Source organism: Stenotrophomonas sp. Ps181 (genome assembly GCF_025697425.1).
GTDB lineage: Bacteria > Pseudomonadota > Gammaproteobacteria > Xanthomonadales > Xanthomonadaceae > Stenotrophomonas > Stenotrophomonas sepilia.
The window spans coordinates 427,502-441,389 of sequence record NZ_JAHWBI010000001.1 but is presented as its reverse complement, the minus strand read 5'-3'; the positions used below and the strand labels follow the sequence as shown (position 1 = coordinate 441,389).

At 66.3% G+C, this 13,888-nt stretch carries 13 protein-coding genes; 12 read left to right on the top strand and 1 reads right to left on the bottom strand.

The window, feature by feature from the left end; translation table 11 throughout:
• Positions 1–16: 16 nt before the first annotated feature.
• From KXV01_RS02045 to bamA, 12 genes are all read left to right on the top strand, one after another.
• Positions 17–235, top strand: coding sequence for a hypothetical protein (locus KXV01_RS02045; RefSeq protein WP_099495069.1), 219 nt, complete (start codon positions 17–19; stop codon positions 233–235).
• Entirely contained in the window at positions 235–933 is a 699-nt protein-coding gene (locus KXV01_RS02040; RefSeq protein WP_099495070.1) for a molecular chaperone, read from the top strand. The genes KXV01_RS02045 and KXV01_RS02040 overlap by 1 nt, the downstream gene beginning before the upstream one ends.
• Before the next feature lie 219 nt (positions 934–1,152).
• Positions 1,153–1,959, top strand: a complete 807-nt coding sequence (rpsB, locus tag KXV01_RS02035; RefSeq protein WP_005408748.1) for a 30S ribosomal protein S2 — start codon at positions 1,153–1,155, stop codon at positions 1,957–1,959.
• A 125-nt stretch (positions 1,960–2,084) separates the two neighbouring features.
• Positions 2,085–2,960, top strand: coding sequence for a translation elongation factor Ts (tsf, locus tag KXV01_RS02030; protein ID WP_005415856.1), 876 nt, complete (start codon positions 2,085–2,087; stop codon positions 2,958–2,960).
• 259 nt (positions 2,961–3,219) lie between these two features.
• The gene (locus KXV01_RS02025; RefSeq protein ID WP_049412142.1) at positions 3,220–4,758 is read left to right on the top strand and encodes a GGDEF domain-containing protein; all 1,539 of its coding nucleotides are present in this window, start codon (positions 3,220–3,222) and stop codon (positions 4,756–4,758) included.
• Between the two features lie 120 nt (positions 4,759–4,878).
• Positions 4,879–5,607 (top strand): UMP kinase, encoded by a 729-nt coding sequence (gene pyrH, locus KXV01_RS02020; protein ID WP_014646500.1) that lies wholly within the window; start codon positions 4,879–4,881, stop codon positions 5,605–5,607.
• 96 nt (positions 5,608–5,703) lie between these two features.
• Positions 5,704–6,258 carry a ribosome recycling factor gene (frr, locus tag KXV01_RS02015; protein WP_005415853.1) on the top strand — a complete coding sequence of 185 codons (555 nt, stop codon included), beginning with the start codon at positions 5,704–5,706 and terminating at the stop codon, positions 6,256–6,258.
• 5 nt (positions 6,259–6,263) lie between these two features.
• On the top strand, positions 6,264–7,031 hold the full coding sequence (gene uppS, locus KXV01_RS02010) for a polyprenyl diphosphate synthase (RefSeq protein WP_099495071.1): 768 nt from the start codon (positions 6,264–6,266) through the stop codon (positions 7,029–7,031).
• Positions 7,028–7,864 carry a phosphatidate cytidylyltransferase gene (locus KXV01_RS02005; RefSeq protein WP_049412136.1) on the top strand — a complete coding sequence of 279 codons (837 nt, stop codon included), beginning with the start codon at positions 7,028–7,030 and terminating at the stop codon, positions 7,862–7,864. The genes uppS and KXV01_RS02005 overlap by 4 nt, the downstream gene beginning before the upstream one ends.
• Before the next feature lie 2 nt (positions 7,865–7,866).
• Positions 7,867–9,057, top strand: coding sequence for a 1-deoxy-D-xylulose-5-phosphate reductoisomerase (locus KXV01_RS02000; protein ID WP_099495072.1), 1,191 nt, complete (start codon positions 7,867–7,869; stop codon positions 9,055–9,057).
• A gap of 55 nt (positions 9,058–9,112) precedes the next feature.
• Positions 9,113–10,471: an RIP metalloprotease RseP gene (rseP, locus tag KXV01_RS01995; RefSeq protein WP_049438428.1), complete on the top strand. Its 1,359-nt coding sequence runs from the start codon at positions 9,113–9,115 to the stop codon at positions 10,469–10,471.
• Between the two features lie 74 nt (positions 10,472–10,545).
• Positions 10,546–12,966 carry an outer membrane protein assembly factor BamA gene (gene bamA / locus KXV01_RS01990; RefSeq protein WP_099495073.1) on the top strand — a complete coding sequence of 807 codons (2,421 nt, stop codon included), beginning with the start codon at positions 10,546–10,548 and terminating at the stop codon, positions 12,964–12,966.
• A 174-nt stretch (positions 12,967–13,140) separates the two neighbouring features.
• On the opposite strand, the gene KXV01_RS01985 is transcribed toward bamA, so the two are convergent.
• A complete protein-coding gene (locus KXV01_RS01985; protein ID WP_099495074.1) occupies positions 13,141–13,683 on the bottom strand; it encodes a hypothetical protein in 543 nt (180 codons plus the stop codon).
• Between the last annotated feature and the right edge of the window lie 205 nt (positions 13,684–13,888).

Below are 13,888 nucleotides of genomic sequence, written 5' to 3'. Positions count from 1 at the left end.
ATTCCTGATCGGGGCGATGCTGGTCGCCAGCGCGCCGGCCCGCGCCGAACCGCGCAGCAGCACGCTGCAGATCCGGCTGACCGTGGTCGAATCCTGCAGCGACGATGCCGGCGCTCCCCCTTGCGCGGCGCCACACCAGCGCAGTGACGCCCCCAAGGTGCCGCCCCAGATCCGCGACCTCGCACCTCCGGCGACAGACGACAGCGCAATGCCCTCCGTGACCCTCATCTACTGATGCGCGCGCTGCTGATCCTGCTTGGACTGCTGCTGGCGCAGCCGTCGGCGGCGCTGGAGCTGTTGCCGACCACCCTGCAGCTACCCGCCGAAGGCGGCCGCGCCGAACTGTGGCTGCGGAATCCGGGGCCCGGCCGCTGGCAGGGCCAGGTGCAGGTGCTGGCGTGGGATCAGCAGCTGGACGCCGAACGACTGCACCCCAGCGACCACATCCGGGTCAGCCCGGCGCGGCTGGACCTGGCCCCCGGCAGCACCCAGCGCGTCTGGCTGCTGCCAGGCGGTCCGGCAGCATCGGCGGGTGAACAGGCCTATCGGATCGTACTGGCGCCGGCCTTGCCGGGATTGCCGCGCTATTCGCTGCCGCTGTTCCGCGGCCCAGCGGCGCCAGCGCCGAATGCCCGGCTGCAGGGCTGCGTCGAGGCACATGGGCCTCGGGCCATGCTGCGACTCAGCAATTCCGGTACGCTGCATGGCCGTCTGCACGATCTGCGATTCATAGCGGCCGACGGCCAATCGTCGCTGCTGGTGGCCGGGCTGGCCGGCTATATCCTCGCAGGCCATGAACGCCGCTGGCCCCTGCCTGCCCGCCCCGATGATTATGTCGGCGGCCACTTCCAGGCCCGCCTGCAGGACGGCCGCGAGGTCGATCTGGCCGCATCTGACCCTGCCATTGCAGCGGACGCCCCCAGCGGGCTATAATCGACCGGATTCCTGCCGCCTGCGTGCGCGGGAGCCCGTTCACACCGGACGTCACCGGTGAATCCACACCTGCTGCCCCCATCCGTGCCGGGGTGCTCCGCAAGGAGTTCGGCCACGGAGGCAACAGGGAAGCCCAACCCCGGAACCGATCGCGCTTCCACGCGTCCCGCATACCTATCCCGCGGGCGGAATCGCTGGTTCCATATCAGGAGTATTGCAATGCCCCAGGTCACCATGCGTCAGATGCTGGAAGCCGGCGTCCACTTCGGCCACCAGACCCGCTACTGGAACCCGAAGATGGCTCCGTACATCTTCGGCGCCCGCGGCAAGATCCACATCATCAACCTGGAAAAGACCGTCCCGCTGTTCAACGATGCGATGAACTTCATCTCGTCGGTTGCCCAGAAGCGCGGCACCGTCCTGTTCCTGGGCACCAAGCGCAGCGCCCGCGAAACCATCAAGGAAGAAGCCGAGCGTTGCGGCATGCCGTTCATGAACCAGCGTTGGCTGGGCGGCACCCTGACCAACTTCCGTACCGTCAAGCAGTCGGTTGCCCGCCTGAAGGAACTGGAAGCCGGTGAAACCGACGGCACCTTCGAGAAGCTGGTCAAGCACGAAGTGCTGGGCCTGCGTCGCGAGCGCGACAAGCTGGAAGCCTCGCTGGGCGGTATCAAGGACATGAACCGTCTGCCGGACGCCATCTTCGTGATCGACATCGGCCACGAAGACATCGCGATCAAGGAAGCCAAGAAGCTGGGCATTCCGGTCATCGCCGTGGTCGACACCAACTACAACCCGGAACTGGTGGACTACGCCATCCCGGGCAACGACGACGCCATCCGCGCTGTGCAGCTGTACGCCCGCGCCGCTGCCGACGCCGTGCTGGAAGGCAAGGCGGCTGCCCCGCACGCCGCTTCGGTGCGCGAGGAAGAGTTCGCGGAAGCCGCTGCTGAAGGCGAAGAGAAGCCGGCCCGCCGCGCTCCGGCCAAGAAGGCTGCCAAGAAGGGCGACGACGCCCAGGCCTGATCCAGGCCCCGGGTGGACGCCCGGCGTCCACCCTCCCTGCACGCAGCCATCGGCGCGTGACAGGACCGTGTCACACGGGCCGGCCACCATGCCGGCCCAACCCCTTTCTTTCGTGAGGTAATCCCGTGGAAATCACTGCTTCCCTGGTCAAGGAACTGCGCGAGCGCACCGGCGCCGGCATGATGGAATGCAAGAAGGCGCTTACCGAAGCCAACGGCGACATCAACGCCGCTGCTGAAGCCATGCGCAAGTCCGGCGCTGCCAAGGCCGACAAGAAGGCTGACCGCGTGGCCGCCGAAGGCCGTCTGGGCCTGGCCCAGGACGGCGGCAAGGCCGTGCTTGTCGAAGTCAACTCGGAAACCGACTTCGTCGCCAACGATGACAACTTCAAGTCCTTCGTCAACGCCGTCGCCGCCGCTGCCCTGGCATCGGGCGCCACCGACGTCGAAGCCGTGAAGGCCGCCACGCTGGCCGACGGCCGCACCGTTGAAGAAGCCCGCGCCACCGCCGTGCAGACCCTGGGTGAGAACATCCAGATCCGCCGCATGGTCAAGGTCGACACCACCGGCAACATCGGTGCGTACGTCCACACCAACGGCAAGGTCGGCGTGCTGGTCGACCTGATCGGCGGCGACGTCGAGCTGGCCCGTGGCCTGGCGATGCACGTGGCCGCGCTGAAGCCGCCGCACAACAAGGCTGCGGACGTTCCGGCCGAGTTCGTCGAAAAGGAAAAGGAAATCGAGCTGGCCAAGATGACCGAGAAGGACAAGGCCAAGCCGGCCGACATCCTGGAAAAGATCATCAGCGGCAAGATCAACAAGATCGTCAGCGACGTGACCCTGTACGGCCAGACCTACGTGCTGGGCGACACCACCGTCGAGCAGGTGGTCAAGGCCGCTGGCGCGGACGTGGCAGGCTTCAAGCTGCTGATCGTCGGCGAAGGCATCGAGAAGGTGGTGGAAGACTACGCCGCCGAAGTTGCCAAGGCGATGCAGGTCTGATTCCAGCCTTCCGGCTGTGAAGCGACCAGAAGGAGCCGCGGGAAACCGCGGCTCTTTTTTTATGCATGGGCCCAGGGATTAACCCATGGCCCATCGGTGGGTGCGCACCGTTGGTGCGCACAACCGGCACCTTTGCGTTGCGCTCGAATCAAGCCGATACTCAGTCGCAGGGAATCCTCAGTCACCTAGCAGGAACGAAAATCGCGGACTGTGATGCATTCCTAGGTATTCTTGCCCCAATGGAATTGAACGACCCGACATGCCTCCCGAGCTGACAGCTGCCCTGGCGCTCTGCCGCAACCTGCCCTCGCCACCCGGTATTGCCCTGCGCATCATCGAACTGGCCCAGGACCCGGAAGCGGACATCGCCACCGCCGCCGACATCATCGCCATCGACATGGCGCTGAGCGCTCGCATGCTGCGCATCGCCAATTCACCGCTGTATGCCAGCCGCCGCCGCATCGAGAACCTCGGCCAGGCGCTGACCATGCTGGGCCTGAACGCCACGATCAGCCTCGCCCTCGGCTTCACCGTCACCCAGGGCCTGACCGGCGGCACCGGCGCCGACCACGACCTGCGCCAGCGCGCGTGGAAGCGCAGCATCCTCAGCGCCCTGGCTGCCAGCCAGCTGGGCCAGGCGCGCGGCCTGCGCCGGCTGGAGGAACTGATGCTGGCCGGCCTGCTGCAGGACCTGGGCGTACTGTGCCTGGCCCAGGCCGAGTCGGAGCGCTACCTGCCGCTGCTGCGCGAGGCACGCGACAACATCGACCTGGTCGCCCGCGAACGCGAGGAACTGGGCTGCAGCCATGCCGAGGTCGGCGCGTGGGTGGCCGAGCAATGGGGCCTGCCACGTTACCTGGTGGAGAGCATCAGCCACAGCGAGGACGAGGACGCCGCCGAATCGCCGTTCCAGGCCTGCGTGCAGCTGTCCGGCGCGGTGGCCGACATCTGGCTGGACAGCGACGCCGATGCCGCGCGCGAGCACGCCCTGCAGCAGGTGCACGACCGCCTGGAGCTGGACAGCGCGCGCTTCGACCAGGTGCTGGCGCGCATCAGCGAGGCCCTGCCCGACATCGCCAGCCTGTTTGATGCCGGCCTCAATTCTCCGGCGCGGGTGCGCGAGCTGATCGATCACGCGCAGGAACTGGCCACGCTGCGCAACCTGCGCGAACTGCAGGATGCCGACCAGGCGCGCCGCCGTGCCGACGAATTCGAGGCGCGCGCCAAGCGCCTGGCCGACCAGGCCCATCGTGATGCATTGACCGGCGTGCTCAACCGCCGCCAGCTGGAAGCGGTGCTGGAGCAGGAATTCCTGCGTGCCGGCCGCCAGGGCTGGCCACTGTCGGTGGCCTTCATCGACCTGGACGACTTCAAGAAGATCAACGACGCCCACGGTCACCTGACAGGCGACGAGGTGCTGCGCGCCTTCGCCGGCAAGCTGCAGGGCCAGCTGCGCAGCAGCGACACCGTGGCCCGCTTCGGCGGCGAGGAGTTTGTCGCACTGCTGCCCAACACCAGCGAAAGCGTGGCCCTGGACGTGATCCGCCGGGTGCTGGCCAACATCGTCGCCACGCCGATGGCCGAGCTGGAGGGTGGTCCGCTGTTCGTCACCTTCTCCGCCGGCGTGGCCACCCAGGGCGGCTACGAGCGCTTCGCCGACGTCCAGGACCTGCTGCGCGCCGCCGACGACGTGCTGTACCGCTCCAAGAACCTGGGCCGCAACCGGGTGATCGCCCGCTCGCCGGGGGCACTGGGCCATGACGAGCTGTCGGCCACGGCCAGCGCCGAACTGGGCTGAACGGGACGCCCCGGCCGACCGGGCGAACCACCGGATTCTGCGCCGCAGTGCACAAAACACTTTGGCACAACGCCGCATGCGCGTAGAATCGCCCGCGATTTCCACGCACCCGAGGTCCTCATGTCCAAGCTCGCCTATCGCCGCATCCTTCTGAAACTGTCCGGGGAGGCGCTGATGGGAGACGAGGACTACGGCATCGACCCGAAGGTCATCAATCGCCTGGCCCGCGAGGTCATCGAAGCCCAGCAGGCCGGCGCCGAAGTGGCGCTGGTGATCGGCGGTGGCAACATCTTCCGCGGCGCCGGCCTGGCCGCCGGCGGCATGGACCGCGTCACCGGCGACCAGATGGGCATGCTGGCCACGGTCATCAACGCCCTGGCCATGCAGGACGCCCTCGAGAAGCTGGGTGCCAAGGCCCGGGTGATGAGCGCGATCAAGATCAACGACGTGTGCGAGGACTACATCCGCCGCCGCGCCATCCGCCACCTGGAAAAGGGCCGTCTGGTGATCTTCGCTGCCGGCGTCGGCAGCCCGTTCTTCACCACCGACTCCGGCGCCGCCCTGCGCGCGATCGAGATCGGCGCCGACCTGCTGCTGAAGGCCACCAAGGTCGATGGCGTGTACGACAAGGACCCGAACAAGCACAGCGATGCGGTCCGCTTCGACAGCCTGAGCTACGACGAAGTGATCCGCCGCGGCCTGGAAGTGATGGACACGGCGGCCTTCGCTCTAGCCCGCGACAGCGACCTGCCGATGCGCGTGTTCGACATGGGCCAGCCGGGCGAACTGCTGAAGATCCTCAACGGCGCGAACATCGGCACCCTGGTCCAGGGCCGCGACCCGGCCTGAGCCTGAGCGCAAAGCGACAACCGGGCCGATTCAGGCCCGGCAGCGTCCCGTATTCGCCTATAATCGCCCGATTCCAGATACATCCAGGACCGGGCGATGCTCAACGACATCAAGAACAACGCGCAGACGCGCATGGCCAAGAGCATTGACGCTCTGAAGCACACCCTCACCTCCATCCGGACCGGCCGTGCCACCCCGGCCCTGCTGGACCGCGTGACGGTCAGCGCCTATGGCAACGCCAGCACCCCGCTGAACCAGGTCGCGTCGATCTCCAACGCCGACGCGCACTCGCTGCTGGTCACCCCGTTCGACAAAGGCATGATCAAGGAGATCGAAAAGGGTCTCTACAACGCCGAGTTCACTCCGAACACGCTGGGCACCGCGATCCGCATCAACATGCCGCCGCCGACCGAAGAGCGCCGCAAGGAGCTGGTCAAGCAGGTGCAGAAGGAAGGGGAAGGCGCCAAGATCGCGATCCGCAACATCCGTCAGGACGCGAACAAGGAAATCGCCAAGCTGGTCAAGGACAAGGCGATCAGCGAAGACGAGAAGAAGCGCGGCGAAGACGACATCCAGAAGCTGACCGACGCCAACATCAAGGACGTCGACAAGGTCGTTGCCGACAAGGAAAAAGAACTGCTGTCGGTCTGAAGTCGATGCCTTCAGTCCCGCCTCCGTTGCCTGCCTCCCTGCCCCGCCACATTGCCATCATCATGGATGGCAATGGGCGTTGGGCACAGCAGCGCCGTCGCCCCCGCGTGATCGGCCACCGTGCCGGCGCGCGCGCGGTCAACCGCACCATCGAGCGCTGCCTTGAACTGGGCATTCCGGCGCTGACCCTGTTCGCCTTCTCCAGCGAGAACTGGGGCCGGCCGCAGGAGGAAGTGGACGCGCTGATGAAGCTGTTCCTCGGTGCACTCGACCGCGAAGTGGACGAGCTGCACCGGCGTGGCGTGCGCGTGCGCTTCATCGGCGAACGCGAGCGCTTCGGCGCCGGGCTGGTCAGCCGCATGCAGCTGGCCGAGCAGCGCACCGCCGACAACACCACCCTGACCCTGTCGATCGCCGCCAGCTACGGTGGCCGCCAGGACATCGCCCGCGCCGCGCGCGCCCTGGCCGTCGAAGTGGCGGCCGGTCGCCTTCTGCCCGAGCAGATCGATGAATCGCTGCTGGGCAGCCGGGTGGCCCTGGCCGACCTGCCGCCGCCGGACCTGTTCATCCGCACCGGCGGCGACACCCGCATCAGCAACTTCCTGCTGTGGCAGCTCGCCTATACCGAACTGTGGTTCACCGAGGCCCTGTGGCCGGACTTCGACGCCGGGCAGCTGCAGCAGGCGCTCGACGCCTATGCCGGTCGCGAGCGTCGTTTCGGCCTGACCAGCGCCCAGATTGCCGCACTGGCCACCGAGACTTCCAGCCCATGACCAAGACCCGAGTCCTTGCCGCGCTGATCATGGCGCCGCTAGCCATTGCGGCGATCCTGCTGCTGCCCACGCAATGGCTGGCCGCCGCCGCCGCCGCCGTGCTGCTGATCGGCCTGTGGGAATGGCTGAAGCTGGCCGGTATCGAGGACACCCTGGCGCGCACCGTGCTGCTGGTGCTGAACCTGCTGCTGATGGTGCTGCTGGTCTGGGCCGATGGCAGCACCCTGGTCCTGTTCCAGATAACCACGCTGGCCGGCGTTGCCTGGTGGCTGGCCGCACTGGTCTGGTTGCGTTTCTTCACCTTCGGTGCTCAGCCGTCGGCACCCTCGCGGATCCTGAAGATGCTGGCAGGTACCCTGGCCATCGTGCCGGCGTGGGCCGCGCTGGTGCTGATCCATGCCGGCGGCGATCCGCCGGGCCAGCAGGGCCACCTGTGGCTGCTGGCTGCGCTGGCGCTGGTGTGGGCGGCCGACTCGGGCGCCTATTTCGCTGGCCGCCATTTCGGCAAGCACAAGCTGGCGCCGCGGATCAGCCCCAACAAGACCTGGGAAGGCCTGTTCGGCGGCCTGCTGGCCGGTGTCGCCGTGGCCCTCGGCCTGGGCTGGCTGGCTGGCATCGATGCCGCACACCTGCCCGGCCTGTTGATCACCGCAGTGGTGGCGGTGTTCGCCTCGGTCCTGGGCGACCTGTTCGAGAGCCTGATCAAGCGCCATGCCGGCGCCAAGGACTCGGGCCACCTGATCCCGGGCCACGGTGGCGTGCTCGACCGGGTCGACGGCGTCCTCGCCGCCGTGCCGGTGTTCGCGCTGGGCAAGGAAATCTTCGGGTTCTGACCATGAATGCTGCTGCAGACCTGCGCCGGGTCGCCGTGTTCGGCGCTACCGGCTCGATCGGCGCCTCCACACTGGACGTGATCGCCCGCCACCCGCACCGCTACCAGGCCACGGTGCTCGCTGCCGGTCGCCAGGTGCAGGCGCTGCTGGCGCTGTGCCGCCAGCACAAACCCGCGCACGCGGTGATCGCCGACGCATCGCTGTTCGCCGAGCTGCGTGACGGCCTGCGCGAGGCCGGACTGGCCACCGAGGCCCATGCCGGCCAGGCCGCGCTGGACCAGCTGGCCGCCAGCGATGCCTGCGATACCGTGGTCGCGGCCATCGTCGGCGCGGCCGGCCTGTCCTCGACCCTGGCTGCCGCCGCCGCCGGCAAGCGCATCCTGCTGGCCAACAAGGAATCGCTGGTGCTGGCCGGCGAACTGCTGACCCGGACGGCCGAACGTGCCGGTGCCGAAATCATCCCGATCGACAGCGAGCACAGCGCGATCTTCCAGTGCCTGCGCTCGCGCGATGCCAGTGTCGACGGCGCCGGCGTGCGCCGGATCCTGCTGACCGCCTCCGGCGGCCCGTTCCGTGGCCGCAGCCGCGCCGAGCTGGCCCAGGTCACCCCGGCCCAGGCCGTTGCCCACCCCAAGTGGTCGATGGGGCCGAAGATCTCGGTCGATTCGGCGACGTTGATGAACAAGGGCCTGGAGGTCATCGAGGCCCACCACCTGTTCGGCGTGCCCGGCCAGCGCATCGAGGTGCTGGTGCACCCGCAGAGCCTGGTCCATTCGCTGGTCGAGTTCGTCGACGGCTCGACCCTGGCCCAGATGGGCCTGCCGGACATGCGCACCACCCTGGCCGTCGGCCTCGGCTGGCCGCAGCGCATCGAATCGGGCGTGGCCGGGCTGGACCTGCTGGCCCAGGGCCGCCTGGATTTCGAGGCCCCGGATACCGACGCCTTCCCCTGCCTGGCCTTGGCCTGGCAGGCCATGCAGGCCGGCGGCACCGCGCCGGCGGTGCTTAACGCCGCCAACGAAGAGGCGGTTTCAGCGTTTCTTCAGGGCCGGATCGGTTTCCTGACGATCCCGGCGCTGGTTGCTAACGCTCTTTCAACACTGCCGTCCCAGCCAGCCGATACACTGGAGGTCCTGTTGTCCGCCGACCAGCGGGCACGCCAGCTCACCCTGAACGCCATCGACGCCGCCTGAACGACCGCCTCGCCCAGCATGACGCCGCCGCCCCTGCCCGCCACTGTGTGCCTGCATGACTGACTTCATCGGATCGGTCTGGTGGATGATCGTCAGCCTCGGGCTGCTGGTCACCTTCCACGAATTCGGGCATTACTGGGTCGGGCGCCTGTGCGGGGTCAAGATCCTGCGTTTCTCGGTCGGCTTCGGGCGGCCGCTGTGGTCGCGCCGCGACAGGCACGGCACCGAGTTCGCCATCGCCGCCATCCCGCTGGGCGGTTACGTGAAGTTCCTCGACGAACGCGAGGTCGAAGTGCACCCGCACGAGCGCGGCCAGGCTTTCAACCACAAGACGGTCTGGCAGCGCATCGCGATCGTTGCCGCCGGCCCGATCGCCAATCTGCTGCTGTGCATCCTGCTGCTGTGGGCGATGTTCGTGATCGGCAAGCAGGATTACTCGCCCACCATCGGCCGTGTCAGCGGCATCGCCGCCAGTGCCGGGCTGGCCAGCGGCGACCGCGTGCTGCGCGTGGACGACCGCCAGGTGGTCACCCTCGGCGAGGCCAGCATGGCGCTGACCGCAGCCGCGATGGACCGCCGCGACGTGAAGCTGGAAGTGCTGGATACGGCCGACCAGGTACGCACGCGCACCCTGCCGCTGTCGCAGCTGCCGGTGGGTTTCGATGAGCGGCGGGTGCCGATCCTGGCTGGCCTGCACTGGCAATCGTGGCTGCAGCCGGCGCAAGTCGAGTCGCTGACTGCGGACTCCGTGGTGGCAGGGCAACTGCAGCCAGGCGACCTGATCGTGGCCATCGATGGCCAGCGCATCGACAGCGTCGACCAGGTGATCGGCGAGATCCAGGCCCTGGGCCGTGCCGGCGGGCCGGGAATGATCGAGGTCCTGCGTGGCGGCGAGCGCCTGGCGCTGGAAGTCACCCCGCGCCAGGGCAAGGACGGCAAGGGCAATCCGGTCTGGCAGATCGGCGTCGGCTTCCCCACCAGCTACAGCCCCGCCTATGACACCCTGCTGCGCTATGGCCCGCTGGATGCGGTGACCGTGGCGGTGCGCGAGACCGGCCGCCTGGCCGCCGACTCGCTGGGCATGATGGGCCGCATCGTGACCGGCAAGGCCTCGCTGCAGAACGTTTCCGGGCCGGTCACCATCGCCCGCGTGGCCAATGTCTCGGCCAAGCGCGGCCTCGACTGGTTCCTGCAGTTCCTTGCCCTGCTGTCGCTCAGCCTGTGCATCATCAACCTGCTGCCGATCCCGATCTTGGACGGCGGCCACCTGCTGTATTACCTTATCGAGTTGGTCAAGGGCAGCCCGCTGAGCGAGCGTGCCATCGCCGCCGGCCAATACATCGGCCTGGCGTTGCTGGCCGGGCTGATGGGGTTGGCGTTCTACAACGACATCCTCGGCCTGGTCCCGCGATGAACTTTTCCACGTTGTTGCCGTCTACAGCGTCGGCATCCCGCACCAATGAAATCGACCTTCCTACCGGACGTGACATGACGCGACTCCCCAATCGCCGCCTGCTGGCCCTCGCCCTCGCCGCCGTCACCGGCGCTCCCGCCCTGGCCCAGGCAGCCGAGCCCTTCACTGTCAGCGACATCCGCGTCGATGGCCTGCAGCGCATCAGCTCGGGCACGGTGTTCACCTACCTGCCGGTGGAACGCGGCGAGACGATCACCGACAACAAGGTCGGCGAGACGATCCGCGCCCTGTACAAGACCGGCTTCTTCGAAGACGTGCAGCTGGACCGCCAGGGCACGATCCTGGTGGTGACCGTCAAGGAACGCCCGGCGATCAACAAGCTGACCGTGACCGGCAACAAGGACATCAAGTCCGACCAGCTGCTCAAGGGCCTGTCCGACATCGGCCTGACCGAGGGCGGCACCTTCGATCGCCTGAGCCTGGACCGCGTGACCCAGGAACTGCGCCGCCAGTACAACGACCGTGGCAAGTACAACGTCGACATCACCCCGACGGTGAGCCCGCTGGACCGCAACCGCGTGGACATCGCCATCGCCATCAAGGAAGGCAAGGCCGCCAAGATCCGCCACGTCAACCTGGTCGGCACCGAAAAGTTCGAGAGCAAGGACATCCTGGAGACCTGGGAGTCCAAGGAGCACAACTGGGCGTCGTGGTACCGCCGTGACGACCAGTACTCCAAGGAAAAGCTGTCCGGCGACCTGGAAAAGCTCAATTCCTGGTACCTGGATCGCGGCTACGTCGATTTCAGCATCGATTCCACCCAGGTCTCGATCAGCCCCGACAAGCGCGACATGTTCCTGACCGCGGGCGTGACCGAGGGCGCGCAGTACAAGATCTCCGAGATCAAGGTCAGCGGCGACACCATCCTCCCGCAGGAGGACGTCGAGCGCATGGTGATCCAGAAGTCCGGCGACACGTTCTCGCGTGCCCTGCTGGAATTCAGCTCGGACACCATCACCAATTCGCTGTCCAATATCGGCTACGCGTTCGCCAAGGTGAACCCGATCCCGACCACCAACCGCGCTGAACAGACCGTCGCCATCAACATGCAGGTCGTGCCCGGCCCGCGCGTGTCGGTGCGCCGCATCCTGTTCCGTGGCAATACCCGCACCTCCGATGAGGTGATGCGCCGCGAAATGCGCCAGTTCGAGAACAGCTGGTACTCGCAGGCCGCGATCGACCGCTCCAAGATCCGCCTGCAGCGCCTCGGCTACTTCGAATCGGTGGAAGTGGAAACCCCGGCCGTCAGCGGCAGCAACGACCAGGTCGACGTCGTCTACAACGTCAAGGAAACCACCTCGGGCAGCTTCGTGTTCGGCCTGGGCTACTCGCAGTCCTACGGCATGACCACGTCGGTGCAGCTGTCGCAGAACAACTTCCTCGGCGGCGGCAACCGCGTGTCGGTCGAAGCCTCGCGCAGCAGCTACCTGCAGCGTTACGGCTTCAGCTACACCAACCCGTACTTCACCGATGACGGCGTCTCGCTGGGCTACAACCTGTCCTGGCGCGAACTGGACTACTCCGACTTCAACACCGCGCAGTACAACAGCACCAACGGTGCCGCGCAGGTGGTGTTCGGCGTGCCGCTGACCGAGACCGATACCGTCTCGCTGATGTTCGGCATCGACAGCAACCAGATCACCACCTATCCGGGCTCCACGCCCGAGTCGATCATCGACTACATCAACGCCATCGGCACCAAGACGTTCCACGCGTGGCGCACCGAACTGGGCTGGGCCCGCGATTCGCGCAACGATTACTTCATGCCGACCCGGGGTACCTACCAGCGCATCGGCCTGGAAACCACCCTGCCTGGCTCGACCGTCGAGTACTTCAAGCTGAACTACCAGATCAGCAAGTATTGGCCGATCATGCCCTCGCTGGTGATCAACACCCGTGCGGAAATTGGCTACGGCGACAGCTACGGCAAGGATTACACCCGCGACCTCTGCTACACCGCGCCGACCGAGGCCAATCCGAACCCGACGCAGACTGTCGACTGCAACCCGAGCTCCTCGGATTACGTGAAGACGGTGACCGCCTCGGGCCTGCCGTTCTACGAGAACTTCTACGCCGGCGGCACCAACTCGGTGCGCGGCTTCGAAGACAACACCTTGGGCCCACGCGAGGCAACCCGCGGCTATCCGGATGGCCAGCCGCTGGGTGGCTCGCTGAAAACCGTCGGTTCGGTCGAAGCCTACTTCCCGCGCCTGTTCGACAGCCCGTCGGCGCGTGTCTCGGCCTTCGTCGACTTCGGCAACGTCTACACCGGCGTGGACAACTTCAAGGCCAACGAGCTGCGCGTGTCGACCGGTGTCGCCCTGCTGTGGCGCGCCCCGGTCGGCCCGATCTCGATCAGCTATGCCTTCCCGCTGAAGAAGGAAGACGGCGACAAGATCGAGCGGCTGCAATTCACGTTCGGTGGCCAGTTCTGAGGAACTCTGTTCCTCAGAACTGACCCACCTCCGGTGAATTGCCCGCGCATTTCACCTATCCCCGGCGCCGTTGGCGCGCCCCCCCTTAAAAGAAGGGGGGCTCTCCACCAGACGGATTACGAAAACGCCGGGCATTGCCCGGCGTTTTTTTGGATCTGCAAGGACAAATTTGCGCTACAGGAAAACGTAGCCAAGGACGCCCCCGGTCCCGCCGGCGCCTTCGCATGCCACATCGCGGCTATCGAAATGGCGGATTTTGCCCTGCCAAATGAGGCCGCATCGATACAGGGGAACAGAGCCGGGAACCTGGACCGTGGAGATGTATCCAATGTGCCAATCACCCGGCAACACCACGCCCCCCGTCGCCGCCTCACAGTCGGGATCCGCCGATGTGAAATAGTTCCAGGAATGGGGCCCGACGCAATTGCGGATCAGGACGCTGTTCTCAAACGGTGCGGCCGAAATGAAACCGAGCGTCCCCTCGTACTGGTAACCGATATCCTCCCAGTTATCAGGCCAGTAGAAATGCGTAACATGGGTATTCGTTTTCGGGCGATGAATGCGAAAAATCTCCCGCAGTACTACCCCTGGGGGTAGCGCCATCGCCGATACTTCGGGCGCCACATCTGCATCTTCGGCAGGCACTGCAAATGAAGGGTCCGCCGAAACCATTCCAGCACACAGCAGCAACGCAAGCCCCGTAACCTTTCTGCTCATACAGACTCCATCCAATGGTCGCAGGCACCTTTCCTGCCATTCGATGCTACCAACGCGATTTTGACGCGACGAATTTAACGGTCAATTTCGTGTTTTTCTCAATGTGAAAACGACAAGATGCTGCAACGTCCAAGTCCCGTGGTGCATTAGGGCTGTTCAGCACAGGGCTCGGGAAAGCGCCGGGCTATGCCCGGCTTTCTTGCTT